This is a genomic window from Kosakonia sp. ML.JS2a (genome assembly GCF_025642095.1).
Taxonomy (GTDB): domain Bacteria; phylum Pseudomonadota; class Gammaproteobacteria; order Enterobacterales; family Enterobacteriaceae.
The window spans coordinates 1013881-1029946 of the sequence record NZ_CP106754.1 but is presented as its reverse complement, the minus strand read 5'-3'; the positions used below and the strand labels follow the sequence as shown (position 1 = coordinate 1029946).

19 protein-coding genes are annotated in these 16066 nt (G+C 56.3%); 3 read left to right on the top strand and 16 right to left on the bottom strand.

What is annotated here, in order from left to right; genetic code table 11:
- Window positions 1-78 precede the first annotated feature (78 nt).
- From N7922_RS04880 to cysG, 11 genes are all read right to left on the bottom strand, one after another.
- Window positions 79-705 carry a protein-L-isoaspartate(D-aspartate) O-methyltransferase gene (locus tag N7922_RS04880; RefSeq protein ID WP_061493358.1) on the bottom strand — a complete coding sequence of 209 codons (627 nt, stop codon included), beginning with the start codon at window positions 703-705 and terminating at the stop codon, window positions 79-81.
- Complete coding sequence (gene surE, locus N7922_RS04875; RefSeq protein WP_263099500.1) at window positions 699-1460, bottom strand: 5'/3'-nucleotidase SurE; 762 nt, start codon at window positions 1458-1460, stop codon at window positions 699-701. Before surE ends, N7922_RS04880 begins: the two co-directional genes overlap by 7 nt.
- Window positions 1441-2490, bottom strand: coding sequence for a tRNA pseudouridine(13) synthase TruD (gene truD / locus N7922_RS04870; protein WP_263099499.1), 1050 nt, complete (start codon window positions 2488-2490; stop codon window positions 1441-1443). The genes surE and truD overlap by 20 nt, the downstream gene beginning before the upstream one ends.
- On the bottom strand, window positions 2487-2966 hold the full coding sequence (gene ispF, locus N7922_RS04865) for a 2-C-methyl-D-erythritol 2,4-cyclodiphosphate synthase (RefSeq protein WP_263099498.1): 480 nt from the start codon (window positions 2964-2966) through the stop codon (window positions 2487-2489). The genes truD and ispF overlap by 4 nt, the downstream gene beginning before the upstream one ends.
- Window positions 2966-3676 carry a 2-C-methyl-D-erythritol 4-phosphate cytidylyltransferase gene (gene ispD / locus N7922_RS04860; protein WP_263099497.1) on the bottom strand — a complete coding sequence of 237 codons (711 nt, stop codon included), beginning with the start codon at window positions 3674-3676 and terminating at the stop codon, window positions 2966-2968. Before ispD ends, ispF begins: the two co-directional genes overlap by 1 nt.
- A gap of 18 nt (window positions 3677-3694) precedes the next feature.
- Window positions 3695-4033: a cell division protein FtsB gene (gene ftsB, locus N7922_RS04855; protein WP_061493353.1), complete on the bottom strand. Its 339-nt coding sequence runs from the start codon at window positions 4031-4033 to the stop codon at window positions 3695-3697.
- A gap of 175 nt (window positions 4034-4208) precedes the next feature.
- Window positions 4209-4538: a DUF3561 family protein gene (locus N7922_RS04850; RefSeq protein WP_263099496.1), complete on the bottom strand. Its 330-nt coding sequence runs from the start codon at window positions 4536-4538 to the stop codon at window positions 4209-4211.
- A gap of 111 nt (window positions 4539-4649) precedes the next feature.
- Window positions 4650-5255 carry an adenylyl-sulfate kinase gene (gene cysC / locus N7922_RS04845; RefSeq protein ID WP_263099495.1) on the bottom strand — a complete coding sequence of 202 codons (606 nt, stop codon included), beginning with the start codon at window positions 5253-5255 and terminating at the stop codon, window positions 4650-4652.
- Window positions 5255-6682 carry a sulfate adenylyltransferase subunit CysN gene (gene cysN / locus N7922_RS04840; RefSeq protein ID WP_263099494.1) on the bottom strand — a complete coding sequence of 476 codons (1428 nt, stop codon included), beginning with the start codon at window positions 6680-6682 and terminating at the stop codon, window positions 5255-5257. The genes cysC and cysN overlap by 1 nt, the downstream gene beginning before the upstream one ends.
- A 9-nt stretch (window positions 6683-6691) precedes the next feature.
- Entirely contained in the window at window positions 6692-7600 is a 909-nt protein-coding gene (cysD, locus tag N7922_RS04835) for a sulfate adenylyltransferase subunit CysD (protein WP_061493349.1), read from the bottom strand.
- A 9-nt stretch (window positions 7601-7609) separates the two neighbouring features.
- The gene (gene cysG / locus N7922_RS04830; protein ID WP_263099493.1) at window positions 7610-9025 is read right to left on the bottom strand and encodes a siroheme synthase CysG; all 1416 of its coding nucleotides are present in this window, start codon (window positions 9023-9025) and stop codon (window positions 7610-7612) included.
- 236 nt (window positions 9026-9261) lie between these two features.
- Between cysG and N7922_RS04825 the strand changes: the two genes are divergently transcribed.
- Window positions 9262-10302: an aminopeptidase gene (locus N7922_RS04825; RefSeq protein WP_263099492.1), complete on the top strand. Its 1041-nt coding sequence runs from the start codon at window positions 9262-9264 to the stop codon at window positions 10300-10302.
- A gap of 75 nt (window positions 10303-10377) precedes the next feature.
- On the opposite strand, the gene rlmM is transcribed toward N7922_RS04825, so the two are convergent.
- From rlmM to N7922_RS04805, 4 genes are all read right to left on the bottom strand, one after another.
- Complete coding sequence (gene rlmM / locus N7922_RS04820; protein ID WP_263099491.1) at window positions 10378-11478, bottom strand: 23S rRNA (cytidine(2498)-2'-O)-methyltransferase RlmM; 1101 nt, start codon at window positions 11476-11478, stop codon at window positions 10378-10380.
- Window positions 11471-11866 carry a DUF423 domain-containing protein gene (locus N7922_RS04815; RefSeq protein ID WP_263099490.1) on the bottom strand — a complete coding sequence of 132 codons (396 nt, stop codon included), beginning with the start codon at window positions 11864-11866 and terminating at the stop codon, window positions 11471-11473. The genes rlmM and N7922_RS04815 overlap by 8 nt, the downstream gene beginning before the upstream one ends.
- A 39-nt stretch (window positions 11867-11905) precedes the next feature.
- On the bottom strand, window positions 11906-12820 hold the full coding sequence (gcvA, locus tag N7922_RS04810) for a glycine cleavage system transcriptional regulator GcvA (protein WP_263099489.1): 915 nt from the start codon (window positions 12818-12820) through the stop codon (window positions 11906-11908).
- A 350-nt stretch (window positions 12821-13170) separates the two neighbouring features.
- Window positions 13171-13401 (bottom strand): YgdI/YgdR family lipoprotein, encoded by a 231-nt coding sequence (locus N7922_RS04805; RefSeq protein WP_061493343.1) that lies wholly within the window; start codon window positions 13399-13401, stop codon window positions 13171-13173.
- A gap of 192 nt (window positions 13402-13593) precedes the next feature.
- Here N7922_RS04805 and csdA point away from each other — a divergent pair, with 192 nt between their 5' ends.
- Together csdA and csdE are read left to right on the top strand one after the other, a co-directional pair.
- Window positions 13594-14799, top strand: a complete 1206-nt coding sequence (gene csdA, locus N7922_RS04800; RefSeq protein ID WP_263099488.1) for a cysteine desulfurase CsdA — start codon at window positions 13594-13596, stop codon at window positions 14797-14799.
- Window positions 14799-15248, top strand: coding sequence for a cysteine desulfurase sulfur acceptor subunit CsdE (gene csdE / locus N7922_RS04795; RefSeq protein WP_263099487.1), 450 nt, complete (start codon window positions 14799-14801; stop codon window positions 15246-15248). The genes csdA and csdE overlap by 1 nt, the downstream gene beginning before the upstream one ends.
- Here the strand turns inward: csdE and tcdA are convergent.
- A complete protein-coding gene (tcdA, locus tag N7922_RS04790) occupies window positions 15233-16045 on the bottom strand; it encodes a tRNA cyclic N6-threonylcarbamoyladenosine(37) synthase TcdA (RefSeq protein WP_263099486.1) in 813 nt (270 codons plus the stop codon). The genes csdE and tcdA overlap by 16 nt on opposite strands.
- Window positions 16046-16066 lie beyond the last annotated feature (21 nt).

The window sequence follows — 16066 nt, the reverse complement described above, 5'->3', positions numbered from 1 at the left end:
TAATAACCGTGAACGTCAACGGCAAATTTGCCCACCATACGCTGTTATTGCCTGAAAAACCCAGGAAAACTCTGTTTCTCAGGCCAGTTCACCCCGCACCAGCGGGACAAAGCGTACGGCTTCCACGGTATCGATAATAAATTCGCTGCCCCGCCGACGAACACGCTTCAGTTGTTGGTGTTCATCGCCCACGGGCAAAACGAGAATTCCGCCTTCATCCAGTTGCGCCATCAGCGCAGCGGGGATCTCCGGCGGTGCGGCGGTCACGATAATGGCATCAAACGGCGCCCGGGCTTGCCACCCTTGCCAGCCATCGCCGTGACGCGTGGAAACATTGTGTAAATCGAGCTGTTTCAGGCGGCGACGCGCCTGCCACTGTAGCCCTTTGATGCGTTCAACGGAACAGACGTGGTGCACCAGTTGCGCCAGAATCGCCGTCTGGTAGCCGGAACCGGTGCCAATCTCCAGCACGCGGGAGGCGGGTGTCAACTCCAGCAGTTCCGTCATGCGCGCCACCATATAAGGCTGGGAAATGGTTTGCCCCTGGCCAATTGGCAGCGCAACGTTATCCCACGCTTTGTGTTCAAACGCTTCATCGATAAATTTCTCGCGCGGCACGCGCGACAAGGCCTCAAGCACCTGCTCGTTTTTAATGCCCTGTGCACGTAATTGCGTGAGAAGATCCTGAACGCGTTTGCTTACCATCGCCTGTTCACCCCGGCTCGCTCCAACCAGCCCGAGACCACATCATGCGCGCTGTAAGCGGTTAAATCCACATGCAGCGGCGTCACCGACACATAACCTTCGTCGATGGCGGCAAAATCGGTATCCGGCCCGGCGTCGCATTTTTCCCCCGGCGGACCAATCCAGTACAGCGTGTTGCCACGCGGATCCTGCTGTGGAATCACCTGATCGGCCGGATGGCGGCTACCGCAGCGGGTCACGCGAATGCCTTTGATCTCCTCAAGCGGAAGATCCGGCACATTGATATTCAGGATACGCCCGGTACGCAGCGGTTCACGGTTCAACGCCCGCAGAATCGAGCAGGTGACAGCCGCCGCCGTGGCATAATGGGTATGCCCGTTGAGCGACACCGCCAGCGCCGGGAATCCCAGGTGGCGGCCTTCCATTGCAGCGGCAACGGTGCCGGAGTAGATAACATCATCGCCAAGGTTCGGCCCGGCATTAATACCGGAGACGACCACATCCGGGCGCGGGCGCATCAGCGCATTCACGCCAAGGTAGACACAGTCTGTCGGCGTGCCCATCTGGACGGCGATGTCGCCGTTATCGAACGTGAAGGTGCGAAGCGAAGATTCAAGCGTGAGCGAATTAGACGCGCCGCTGCGGTTACGATCGGGTGCGACGACCTGTACGTCGGCAAACTCCCGGAGAGCCTTTGCCAGCGTCTGAATGCCCGGCGCATGGATCCCGTCATCGTTACTCAGCAATATTCGCATAATCACCCGATGTGTTGATAAGTTCCCTGACCACACTGGTGGCAAAACTTCCCGCCGGGAGCCAGAAACGTAACTCGACGGTAACGTCATCCCACCAGTTCCAGCGCAGCGACTGCGGGTAAAGCAGCATCGCGCGGCGCGCCGCCTCGACTTTTTCCCGCACCAGCAGCGCCTGTAACTCCGGCGCGTCGGCAATGGCGTGTTGCTCAAAGGCCAGCGCCTCGCGCTGCGATCCCCATTCGCCGCTGCCAGGCAGCGATGCGGTGATCATTAACGCTTTGGCATCTACACGAGCCTGCAATTCAGCGCGTTCGTCATCGGTTGCGACGAACCAGCTTCCGCGCCCCGCTAATTGTAGCGCATCGCCGTCAACAACTTGATTAAAGTCCGGTTTTTTCAGACGCTCGCTAACCATTTGATTAAACAACGCACTGCGGGCCGCCGACAACCAAAAACTGCGTTTGTTGCGATCGCGCACCGGCGCATTGCTCTGCGCCCAGCGCAGCGCGCCCTGGATGTTACTGCCGCCAATGCCAAAGCGCTGAGCGCCAAAGTAGTTTGGCACACCGCGTTCCGTAATGGCCTGTAATCGCGATTCGACATCCGCGCGATCGCTCACCTCGCGCAATACCACCGTGAACGCATTGCCCTGCAAAGCGCCAAGGCGCAACTTACGTTTATGGCGGGCATACTCCAGCACCTTGCACCCTTCCAGTTCAAAGGCGCTGAGATCCGGCATGACGTTACCCGGCACGCGGGCGCACAACCACTGCTCCGTGACCGCATGTTTATCTTTCTGCCCGGCAAAACTCACTTCCCGCGCGGGAATTTTAAGGAATTTTGCCAGCGCATCGGCAACAAAACGCGTGTTACAGCCGTTTTTCAGAATACGTACAAGAACATGCTCGCCCTCGCCATCTGGCTCAAAGCCGAGATCTTCCACCACCACGAAATCTTCCGGGTTGGCCTTTAAGATGCCTATCGCTGCCGGCTTGCCGTGCAACCAGGTCAGGTTCTCAAAATCGATCATTTTGCCGCCTTAACCAGCAGCGCCACCGCTTCACAGGCAATGCCCTCGCCACGACCGGTAAAGCCAAGCTTCTCGGTAGTGGTGGCTTTCACGTTGACGTCATCCATGTGGCAGCCAAGATCTTCAGCAATAAACACGCGCATCTGCGGAATGTGCGGCAACATTTTTGGTGCCTGGGCGATGATCGTCACATCGACGTTGCCAAGGGTATAGCCTTTGGCCTGGATGCGGCGCCACGCTTCGCGCAGCAGCCCGCGGCTATCAGCGCCTTTAAACGCCTGATCGGTATCCGGGAACAGTTTACCAATGTCGCCCAGCGCTGCGGCGCCAAGCAGGGCGTCTGTCAGCGCATGCAGCGCGACGTCGCCATCGGAATGCGCCAACAGGCCTTTTTCGTAAGGAATGCGCACGCCGCCGATGATAATCGGGCCTTCGCCGCCAAACGCGTGTACGTCAAAACCGTGTCCAATGCGCATTATGCTTTCTCCTGGAGGTCTGAATGGGTCAGATAGAATTCTGCGAGTCGTAAATCTTCAGGTCGGGTGACTTTAATATTATCCGCACGCCCGGCAACCAGTTCCGGGTGAAAACCACAATGTTCCAGCGCGGAGGCTTCATCGGTGATGATAGCCCCCTCATTCATCGCCCGAATCAGGCAGTCGTGAAGGAGTTCCAGCGGGAAAAACTGCGGCGTCAGCGCATGCCATAAATCATTACGTTCAACCGTATGGGCGATGGCAGTTTTACCAGGCTCGGCGCGCTTCATGGTGTCGCGCACGGGTGCGGCGAGAATACCGCCGACGCGGCTGGTTTCGCACAGTTGCAGCAGACGGTTTAAATCGTCCTGATGCAGGCAAGGACGCGCAGCGTCATGCACCAGCACCCACTGCGCGCCCGCAGCGGCTTTCAGGCCAGCGAGCACGGAATCTGCGCGTTCAGCGCCACCGTCCACGACGGTGATCTGCGGATGCCGGGCGAGCGGTAAGCTGGCGAAACGTTCGTCGCCAGGGCTGACGGCGATGATCACCCGGCCAACGCGCGGGTTAACGAGCAACGCGGAAACCGCATGCTCAAGGATCGTTTTATCGCCAATGGAGAGATATTGCTTAGGACATTCCGTTTGCATGCGACGGCCGAATCCGGCGGCCGGCACCACGGCACAGACGTCCGGTATCATTGCTGACATGTCGTAAACCCGGGACTGTTAAGGTCTGTTTTGTGTATTTTGTGAATTCTGCGTGTTTTGCGTTGACCCCGGCGCGCGTTTCGATGCGTCCGGCACCAGACGATAGAATGTTTCGCCCGGTTTGGTCATGGTCAATTCGTTGCGTGCGCGTTCCTCAATCGCTTCCTGACCGCCGTTGAGATCGTCAATTTCGGCGAAAAGCTGATCGTTGCGCGCTTTTAATTTGGCGTTAGTCGCCTGTTGTGCCGCCACATCTTCGCTGACGCGGCCGTAATCGTGCAGACCATTCTTGCCAAACCACAGCGAGTACTGTAGCCAGACCAGCAAAGCCAGCAATAGCAGCGTTAGTTTACCCATCCTGCCCCCTGAAAAACGGCATCATCATCCCATAACTTTTCGTCAGACTCCACTCCGGGGCCGGGTGATACCGCACAAGCGCCAGACTTTAGCACATTTGACTGCCGAACCGTAGCCCACCCCCATCCCGGACACATTGTCTTAATGTGCGTTACGGTTTGAAGTATGCATGCCCTTAGCCGAGCAGCCACATAAACAGCACGCCGAACATGGCGATCACCGTCAGCAATGTCGCCACGCTACTGTACAGCAGCTTGCCGCCCAGCAGTGAATGCAACGCAATGCCGACCACCACCGAAACGGGCATCAGCGCAAGGAAGAAGGGCCAGGTGTAGAGAAAGAAGAAGAGCGTGTTGGGGCCGTAGATCATAAACGGGATCGCCAGCGCCACCAGCCATGCAACGAACCCCACAACGGCCCCGGGGAGAGACCATGTGGTTTCGTCTGTGGTCGTCGTGGAAAGCGACTCCGACCGGGAGAGGGTGATGTTCTGACTGTTACGCATATCTGATCCTGTTACCTGAACGACCGGCAAAGGGGAGATACGCGCAATCATCAGGCAGTGTGGAAATTAACGCCGGACCACCTGAAGACGACGGGTATCGCCAGTACCGTCTCAGGATCTGATAATATCGCCCTGTCGGAGGAGATCTAATAATTGGCTTACCAAATTTGTTACCAATTGTTCACCATCCAGATGAACCTCCGCAGAGAGCGGCGCTTCGTAAACCGAGTCGATACCGGTGAAGTTACGCAGCTCGCCAGCACGCGCTTTTTTATACAATCCCTTCGGATCGCGCGCCTCGCAAATAGCCAATGGCGTATCGACAAACACTTCGATAAAGCGCCCTTCCCCAAGCCGCTCGCGCACCATCTGGCGCTCCGCGCGGTGCGGAGAGATAAACGCCGTTAACACCACCAGCCCTGAGTCGACCATCAGTTTGGCAACTTCACCCACCCGACGGATATTCTCTTTACGATCGGCATCGCTAAAGCCCAGGTCGCTGCACAACCCATGGCGCACGTTGTCGCCATCCAGCAAATAGGTGCTCACGCCAACGCGGTGCAGCGCCTCTTCCAGCGCCCCGGCGACGGTAGATTTACCTGAGCCGGAGAGCCCGGTAAACCACAGCACAACCCCACGGTGACCGTGGAGTTGTTCGCGCTGCTCAGCCGTAACCGGGTGCGCATGCCAGACGACGTTTTCGTCATGCTGCGCCATTACTGACCTCCCAGCAGATCACGCGCGCCCCAGTGCGGGAAGTGCTTACGAATAAGCTGGTTCAGTTCCAGCTCAAAAGCGCTGAATTCGGAAGTACTGGTCTGTTGCCCGGCATGAACGTCACGCACCATGCCTGCCCCAACGGTTACATTGCTCAGACGATCAATAAAGATAATCCCACCGGTGACCGGGTTCTGCTGGTAGGCATCCAGCGTTAGCGGCTCATCAAAGGTTAAATCGATAAGACCAATGCCGTTCAACGGCAGGCTTTCCACCTGGCGCTGAGTGAGGTTATTGATGTCAACCTGATACTGAATGTTGTCCACGCGTGCGCGGGTCTTTTTACCGGCGACTTTAATGTCGTAGCTTTGCCCCGGCTGCAACGGTTTTTCCGCCATCCACACCACATCGAGCGAAGCGCTCTGCACCGCTGGCAGCGTTTCCTGCGCATCGAGGATCAGATCACCGCGGCTGATATCAATTTCATCTTTCAGCACCAGTGTAATCGCTTCACCGGCGGCCGCTTCTTGTAAATCGCCATCAAAGGTGACGATACGGGCGACAGACGACTCAACGCCAGACGGTAAAACCTTGATGCGTTGCCCCACTTTCACCACACCGGACGCCAGCGTACCGGAAAAACCACGGAAATCGAGGTTCGGGCGGTTCACATACTGCACCGGGAAGCGCATCGGCTGCGTATCCACCACGCGCTGGATCTCAACCGTTTCCAGCACTTCCAGCAGCGTCGGGCCGCTGTACCATGGCATTTGCGGACTCTGGCTTGCGACGTTGTCGCCTTCCAGCGCCGAGAGTGGCACAAAACGGATATCCAGATTGCCCGGCAATTGTTCAGCAAAGGTCAAATAATCCTGACGGATGTTCTCGAAGGTCTCTTCGCTAAACGCCACCAGATCCATTTTATTCACCGCCACCACCAGGTGCTTAATGCCCAGCAGCGTGGAGATAAAGCTGTGACGGCGCGTCTGATCCAGCACGCCTTTACGGGCGTCGATCAGCAGGATCGCCAGATCGCAGGTTGACGCCCCGGTCGCCATATTACGGGTGTACTGCTCATGCCCTGGGGTATCGGCAATGATAAATTTGCGCTTCTCGGTGGAGAAATAGCGATAGGCCACATCAATGGTGATGCCCTGTTCGCGCTCCGCTTGCAGGCCATCCACCAGCAAGGCCAGATCGAGCTTCTCACCCTGCGTACCGTGACGTTTGCTGTCGTTGTGCAGCGTAGAGAGCTGATCTTCATAGATCTGGCGGGTGTCGTGCAGCAAGCGGCCAATCAGGGTGCTTTTCCCGTCATCGACGCTGCCGCAGGTCAGAAAGCGCAGCAGGCTTTTGTGCTGCTGAGCATGCAGATACGCTTCGACGCCGCCTTCATTAGCAATTTGTTGTGCGATTGTGGTGTTCATGGCGGCTCCTTAGAAATATCCCTGACGTTTTTTCAGCTCCATAGAGCCGGCCTGGTCGCGGTCAATCACGCGGCCCTGACGTTCACTGGTGGTGGAAACCAGCATCTCTTCGATGATCTCAGGCAGCGTTTGCGCATCCGACTCCACGGCCCCAGTGAGAGGCCAGCAGCCCAGCGTACGGAAACGGACCATTCGCTGCTCGATCACTTCGCCCGGTTGCAGATCGATACGGTCGTCATCGATCATCATCAGCATGCCGTCACGCTCCAGCACCGGGCGTTCCGCCGCCAGATACAGAGGAACAATCTCAATATTTTCCAGGTAGATGTACTGCCAGATATCCAGTTCGGTCCAGTTTGACAGCGGGAACACGCGAATGCTTTCGCCCTTGTTAATCTGGCCGTTGTAATTATGCCACAGCTCCGGGCGCTGGTTTTTCGGGTCCCAGCGGTGGAAACGGTCACGGAACGAGTAAATACGCTCTTTGGCGCGGGATTTTTCTTCGTCGCGACGCGCGCCGCCGAATGCGGCATCAAAACCGTATTTGTTCAGCGCCTGCTTCAGCCCTTCGGTTTTCATGATGTCGGTATGTTTCGCACTGCCGTGCACGAACGGGTTAATGCCCATCGCTACCCCTTCCGGGTTCTTATGCACCAGCAGCTCACAGCCGTAGGCTTTCGCGGTACGGTCACGGAATTCATACATCTCACGGAATTTCCAGCCGGTATCCACATGCAGCAGTGGGAACGGCAGCGTGCCCGGATAGAAGGCTTTACGCGCAAGATGCAGCATCACGCTGGAATCTTTGCCGATGGAATACATCATCACCGGGTTGGAAAATTCGGCGGCCACTTCGCGGATGATATGGATGCTTTCCGCCTCCAGTTGTCGCAGGTGGGTGAGTCGTTTTTGGTCCATAACCATTCCTTAAGCCAGATTAATCACAGAAGCGTCGAACGCTTCCGTTCCTGTCGTATGCCGGAACCAGGCGAGTTCGCGATGAAGCCCAACCACCTCGCCCACCACTAACAAAGCGGGCATCGGGGCAGCTTTCGCCAGTTCCTCGAGTTGTTCTAATGTGCCAGTAGCCACATGCTGATCCGCGCGCGTACCGCGGGAAATCACCGCCACTGGCGTGGTGTTATCGCGACCATGGGCGATCAGTTGTGCGCTGATTTCCGCGGCCTTCATCGTCCCCATATAGATAGCCAGCGTCTGGCGGCTTTGCGCCAGCAGCGACCAGTCGAAAGGGGTACTGTCGGCTTTGTAATGCCCGGTAACAAACGTCACGCTCTGCGCAAAATCCCGGTGCGTCAGCGGAATCCCCGCATAGGCGGTCGCGCCCGATGCGGCAGTCACGCCCGGCACCACCTGAAAAGGGATACCTGCTTGCGCCGCTGCCTGCAACTCTTCGCCACCGCGACCAAAAATAAACGGATCGCCGCCCTTCAGGCGCACCACCGTTTTACCTTCGCGAGCGGCATCCACCAGCATGCGATTGGTTTCATGCTGCGCAACCGCATGTGCCCCGGCGCGTTTACCTACACAAATTTTTTCCGCATCCCGACGGGTCAGCTCCAGCACGGCATCGCTGACCAGATGATCGTAAAACACCACATCGGCTTGCTGAATTACCTGCAAACCTCGCAATGTCAGCAACCCTGCGTCGCCCGGCCCTGCGCCGACCAGAATAATCTCCCCGCTCGCCGAGCCCGGCTGCGTCAGTTCCGCTTCCAGCGCTTTCTCCGCAGCGGGTTCATCGCCTGCGGCCATCAGGCTGGCAAAACGCCCGCGAAAGGCGCTTTCCCAAAAACGGCGACGTTCATCGGTGGTCCGACGAAAGGCTTTAATGCGTGTGCGCCAGCGCCCGGCCACTTCCGCCATGCGCCCCAGATTTCCGGGTAACAACGCTTCAATCTTTTCACGCAACAAGCGCGCCAGTACCGGCGCGTTACCGCCGGAGGAGATCGCCACCAGTAGCGGCGAACGATCGACAATCGACGGGAAAATAAAGGAGCACAGCGGCTGATCGTCAACCACATTGACCAGCCGGTGGCGCGCGTTGGCGGCATCAAATACCCGGCGGTTAAGCGCGGCATCATTGGTGGCGGCAATCACCAGAAAAACGCGATCCAGTTGTGATTCGTCAAATGTTGTCGCCAGCCAGTAAATAGCCTGCTGTTCAGCAAGCTGTTGCAGCGGCGCGTCCAGTTGTTGCGCCACGACCTGAACCTGTGCGCCTGCGCGACGCAAAAAAGCGATTTTGCGCGCGGCGATTTCGCCGCCGCCAATCACCAGAACGGGGCGGTCTTTTACAGCAGCAAACAGCGGAAGGTAATCCACAACGCAACAACTCACTCATAGCCAGCAATACAGGGACTATAGGGGGCGGTTTAGAACGAATGAAATTACGAATTGGAATGAGTAGTTCCGCAAAGGAATAACGCCCGTGCAAAGCAAATATCAAAAAGTGCTTAACGCGTGTCTTTTCGCACGGTTAAGGAGAAATGAAATTGTGTAAACCCGGTCACAGTTTCATACTAAGCGCGTCAAAATTTTTGCTGCATAAAGGACTCTCTATGTTTTCCGCATTGCGCCACCGTACCGCTGCCCTGGCGCTCGGCGTATGCTTTATCCTTCCGGCGCATGCCCGCCCTTCCCAACCCGGTGAGTTTGCTAATGAGCAGGCACGCCATATTGCCACTCTGTTTCCTGGCCGAATGACCGGTACACCCGCGGAAATGCTCTCTGCCGACTATTTGCAGCAGCAGTTCGCGCAGATGGGTTATGAGAGCAATATCCGTAAATTTAAAACCCGTTACAGCTACACGGCGAAAGATAAACAGCAGAGCTGGCAAAACGTTACCGGCAGTACGGTGATCGCCGCGCATGAAGGCAAATCGCCGCTGCAAATTATCATTATGGCGCATCTCGACACCTACGCGCCGCGCAGCGACGCCGATGTGGATAACAATCTGGGCGGCTTAACCTTACAAGGGATCGATGATAACGCAGCCAGTCTGGGCGTCATGCTGGAGCTGGCGCAGGCGCTCAAACAGGTGCCAACGCAGTACAGCATCCGTTTTATCGCCACCAGCGGTGAAGAAGAAGGCAAGCTCGGCGCACAAAACCTGCTCGATCGCATGAGCGAAGCCGAGAAGAAACACACCCTGCTGGTGATCAACCTGAACAACCTGATCGTCGGCGACAAACTCTACTTTAATAGCGGTAAAAACACCCCGGCATCAGTGCGTAAACTGACGCGGGACCGTGCGCTGGCCCTTGCCCGCAAGCAGGGTATTCTCGCCATGAGCAACCCGGGGCTTAACGCCAGTTATCCTAAAGGCACCAGTTGCTGTAACGACGCAGAAGTGTTTGATAAAGCGGGGATCCCGGTGCTGTCGGTGGAAGCCACGAACTGGTCGCTGGGCAATAAAGATGGTGAGCAGCAACGCGCAAAATCGAAAACCTTTCCCGACGGCGTCAGCCATCACAACGCGCGACTGGATAACCAGCAATACATTGACCGGGCGCTGCCTGGGCGCATAGAACGCCGCAGTCGCGATGTTATGCGCATCATGCTGCCGTTAGTCAAAGAGCTGGCGAAAGCGGGCAAATAACCCGGACAAAAACGCCTGCTTGCGCAGGCGTTTTTTCTGACTGTTCGGGCAATAAAAGCGCCTGGTGGCGTGCGATTAACGCTCGTCGCGACGCCCGCCTACCGCAGCCCACATCCGGCGCACATGCACCGTCACTTCCTCACGATCGTGGTACAGCTGTCGCGCCTGAATCTGCGCAGCGATGCCGTGCTCATCCAGTTGGGCCTGAATATACGCCAGGTTGTTGGACACCTCTTCGTAGCGTTTTTTCATCGGCAGTTTAAGGTTAAAAATGGTTTCGCGGCACCAGCCTTCTGTCAGCCATTGCGCCATCAGCGCAGCGACTTTCGCCGGTTTCTCCACCATATCGCACACCATCCATGAGATGTTGTTACGATTGGGGCGATAGCGGAAGCCATCTTCCCGCAGCCAGGTCACCTGGCCGGTATCCATCAGACTTTGCGCCATCGGGCCGTTATCCACTGAGTAAACCCACATGTTGCGTTTCACCAGTTGATAGGTCCAGCCGCCAGGACATGCGCCAAGATCGACGGCATACATCCCATTGGCCAGGCGCTCGTCCCACTCATCCTCCGGAATAAAGACGTGGAACGCCTCTTCCAGCTTTAACGTTGAGCGGCTCGGCGCGTCGGACGGGAACTTCAGACGCGGGATGCCCATATAGAACGGCGAGTTATTAAAGGAGTAGGAATACCCGGTATAGCAGCAGCCAGGGGCAATAAAAAAGACATGCACCACCGGACGTTTTGGCGTATCACTGCGCGCCAGCACGCCCACTTCACGCAACGCGGAACGCAGCGGCACGGTGAATTTGCGGCAGAACTTCATCAGCTCTTTGCTTTCGTTGGTGTCTGCCACTTCAACCCGCAGATCGCCGCCTTTATCCACCACACCCTGCAGCATACCGACAATCGGCGTAATGCGATCTTCCGGCGGCAAATCCTTCAGTAATTCCCCCACCACAAACATCTGACGAGCGAAAATCAGGCTGTTAAACGGCAGTTCGCGCGCCAGCTTATCTGCATCGTTTTCCTGATAACATTCAAACACAACATAGCCCGCGTTTTCTTTTACGCGCGCAAAACCGAACACCTCAAGACGCCCGGCCTTATCGGTAATTTCTGCTGCGCACTCTTTCTCAAAACCCGGGCGGCACAGCAACACCACTTTATTCATGAACAACGCCCTTACGTTTCAGACGGATCGCGCCAGTAAACATCAATGCCCAGCCGATTAAAAAGCAAACACCACCGACTGGCGTAACAAACACCCACAGGCGTAAATGGGAGAGCGCCAGGCAATAAAGGCTGCCGCTAAACAGCACGGTACCCAATGCCAGGAAAACGCTGCTCCAGTAGAACCAGATACTGATACGGCGCTGCATGGCAACCGCCAGTCCCAGCACCGCAAGCGTATGAAATGCCTGGTAGTCGAGGCCGGTCTGGATCCAGCTCATCTCCACCACACCCAAAGACTTACTTAAAACATGCGCGCCAAATGCTCCCAGCGCGACATACACAAAACCGCTCACCGCGGCGAAAATCAGCATAAAACGGCTGGTCATGTGGTTACCCTAAAAGTCATACGCGCCACTGCGCGCGAATTATTGTTCGTAACGGAAACGAAATTTTTCCTGTTCGTTTGCCGCTTTTGCCAGTATCCACTGTCGAAAGGCGGCTATTTTACCCAGTTCTGCCTGACTGTCATGACAAACCAGATAAAACGCATTTTTACTGACCAAAACATCATTAAAAGGACAAACCAACCGGCCTGCCTCAATTTCGGACTGCGCCATCACATTATTCGCCAGCGCGATCCCCTGTCCGTGGATAGCCGCTTGCAGCACCATCGAGCTGTGGCTGAATATCGGCCCTTGCTGGACGTTAAGATTAAGACCTAACTGGCGCGTATAAGTTTGCCAGTCGCGACGGGAAGCGTCGTGTAATAATGTGTGCTGCGCCAAATCCTCTGGCTTTTTCAATGCTTTATCGCCGGTAAGCAACAGCGGAGAACAGACCGGCAGCAGATATTCGGCGTACAGTTTTTCCACGCGCAGCCCTGGCCAGTTACCGCGACCGTAAAAAATGGCCACGTCGACATCATCCGCCAGTTTATCTTCTTCACGATCCACAGCCTGGATACGCACATCGATTCCCGGATAAGCTGAGTTAAAGCTTGAGAGTCTTGGCACCAGCCATTGAATGGCAAAACTGGGTAACAAACTTACCGTCAGAGCACCTTTGGCGCTGCGTGCCTGGAGCTTACGCGTCGCCTCATTGAGCTGTGAAAATATCTCTTTGATGTCCTGGAAATAACTCTGCCCCTCTTCGGTCAGCAGCAGCGAGCGGTTACGTCGACGGAAGAGTTTGAGCCCGAGAAAATCCTCGAGAGACTTGATTTGGTGGCTTACTGCGGCCTGCGTCACAAAAAGCTCATCGGCAGCGCGAGTGAAACTCAAATGGCGTGCAGCGGCATCGAAAACGCGTAATGCATTTAGTGGTGGTAATCGCTTTGACATGGTTATCAGGCTTAGATGTAAACTCAATTTAACAAACAGGAAACAAGGGTTAACCTATTAGTTTTTTTTATCTGAGCCATTATAAATTGTCCGTTGAGCTTCTACCAGCAAATACCTATAGTGGCGGCACTTCCTGAGCCGGAACGAGAAGCTTTTTTTGGAATGCGTGTTCTGAAGGGCTTTTGGCTTACGGTTGTGATGTTGTGTTGTTGTGTTTGCAATTGGTCTGCGATTCAGACCCCGGTAGCAACGCTACCCCTTTTTCACTTCCTGTACATTTACCCTGTCTGTCCATAGTGATTAATGTAGCACCGCAAAATTGCGGTGCTTTTTTTTACCCAAAATCCGGCCTATTTTTTCTCCAGGGCGACCATCTCTTTCACGTCTGAACGGTTAATCTGCTGCTCATTACCATTCGCGTCTTTATAGGAAATCATCCCCGTCTGATCATCTGTTTTCGGTTTCCCTTCCGAGACGATGGTGCGTCCATCATTGGTGTGTAACGCATAATTCGGACCAGAACAGGCGCTCAGGGTAAAAGCAAACATACATGCAGATATAATTGCGGCAGTCTTTTTCATGTTCTTCTCCTTCTGGCAATTAATGCTGTGAAAACCTCTTTCTGTAAGAGGCCAAAACATTTACCTAACACTATTCAGCATAACCTGCTTCTCCGGCCCTGCCAGGACAAACAGACTATTCCGATGGAGCGCAACGTTCTTGCTACGCCGGAAAAATTGCGCGACGATCGTGCTATTGGTATGAGGAGCCCCATGAACGCATTTAACCCATCGCTATTTCGCGCCCAGTTTCCGGCGCTGGCTGACGCTGGCGTCTATCTGGACAGCGCCGCCACCGCCTTAAAACCGCAGGCGGTGATCGATGCCACGCAGCAGTTCTACAGCCTGAGCGCCGGCAATGTGCACCGCAGCCAGTTCGCGCAAGCGCAGCAGCTAACCGCCCGCTATGAAGCCGCCCGCGATCAGGTCGCCGCGCTGTTGAATGCCCCATCCGGTAAGAACATTGTCTGGACGCGCGGCACAACCGAATCCATCAATATGGTCGCACAGTGTTACGCCCGCCCACGCCTGCAACCGGGCGATGAGATCATCGTCAGCGAAGCCGAGCACCACGCCAATCTGGTGCCGTGGCTGATGGTGGCGCAGCAAACCGGCGCACGAGTGGTGAAACTGCCGCTGGGCGCCGATCATCTGCCGGATATCGCCCAACTGCCGCACTGCATTACCTCACGCAGCCGAATCCTCGCGCTGGGGCAAATGTCGAACGTCACTGGCGGCTGCCCGGATCTCGCAAAAGCCATCACGCTTGCCCATGCGGCGGGCATGGTGGTGATGGTCGACGGCGCACAAGGCGTGGTGCATTTCCCGGCGAATGTGCAGAGCCTGGATATCGATTTTTATGCTTTTTCCGGCCACAAGCTGTATGGCCCCAACGGCATTGGCGTGCTGTATGGAAAAGCCGAACTGCTGGATGCCATGTCGCCGTGGCTCGGCGGCGGCAAGATGATCACCGAAGTGACCTTTGACGGTTTCACCACCCAGCCCGCGCCTTACAAACTGGAAGCGGGGACGCCCAATGTCGCCGGGGTAATTGGCCTGAGCGCAGCACTGGAGTGGCTGAAGACGCAAGATATCGCCAAGGCGGAAAGCTACAGTCGCGGGCTGGCGACCCTTGCAGAAGAGCAACTGGCGCAGCGCCCCGGGTTCCGCTCTTTCCGCTGTCAGGACTCCAGTCTGTTGGCCTTCGACTTTGCCGGTGTGCATCACAGCGATATGGTGACGTTGCTGGCCGGGTACGGCATTGCACTGCGCGCCGGTCAACACTGCGCGCAACCGCTGCTGGCTGCGCTTGGCGTCAACGGCACATTGCGGGCATCCTTCGCCCCTTATAATACGCAACACGATGTGGATGCGCTGGTGAACGCCGTTGACCGCGCCCTGGACATACTGGTGGATTAATGACAAACCCCGCTTTTGCCGGACACCCGTTCGGTACGGTGATAACCGAAGCAACACTGCGCCAGACCTTTGGCACGTTGACCCAGTGGGAAGACAAATACCGGCAGTTAATCCTGCTCGGGAAGCAGTTGCCTGCGGCAACGGATGCGCTGAAAGCACAGGCGCGGGAGATCCCCGGTTGTGAAAATCGCGTCTGGCTGGGAGCAATGCCCGCTGCGGATGGCGCTCTGCATTTCTTTGGCGACAGCGAAGGCCGCATCGTCCGCGGGCTGCTGGCGGTATTACTGACCGCCGTGGAAGGCAAACGCCCGGCGGAGCTGCTGGAGCACGATCCGCTGGCGTTATTTGATGAACTCGGTTTGCGTGCCCAGCTTAGCGCTTCACGCAGTCAGGGGCTGGCGGCACTGGCTGCCGCCGTACAGGATGCTGCCCGTCAGGCGCTGGCCTGACGTTCCGCTTTTGCCATCAGTTTTTTCAGCGCATGGGACACCGCAACAAAACCAAAGGTTGCGGTAACCATTGTCGCAGCGCCAAAACCGGATGCGCAATCCATACGTTTTGGCCCTTCGGCCGTGCTTTTCATCGCGCATACGGAGCCATCCGCCTGCGGATAGACCAGCGCTTCGGTAGAAAAAACACAGTCCACGCCAAGCTTGCCTTTGCTGTTTTTTACCACACCAAAGTCGCTTTTCAGCCGCTCACGGAGTTTCGCCGCCAGCGGATCCTGAATGGTTTTCGCCAGATCGCTTACCTGGATCTGCGTCGGATCGATCTGCCCGCCCGCACCGCCGGTGGTGACCAGCGGGATCTTGTTTCGACGGCAGTAGGCGATCAATGCCGCTTTCGGGCGCACGCTGTCGATAGCATCAATCACGTAGCTGAAGCCTTGATCCATCAGTTGCGCCACGTTGTCGGCAGTGACGAAATCATCAACGACCGTCACCACGCACTCCGGATTGATCTGCCGGATACGATCCGCCATCACTTCCGCTTTCGCCAGGCCCACGTTGTCACGCAAGGCATGGATCTGACGGTTGGTATTGGTCACGCACACATCGTCCATATCAATCAGCGTAATCGCACCGATTCCGGTCCTCGCCAACGCTTCCGCTGCCCAGGAGCCAACACCGCCAATGCCCACCACACAAATATGCGCGTCGGCAAACCATTGCAGTGCATTTTCACCGTATAAACGCGCTGTACCGCCAAAGCGCTGGCGCCAGGCGTCGCTGATGACTACAGACATAAAACCTCAGAAATGAAGAAT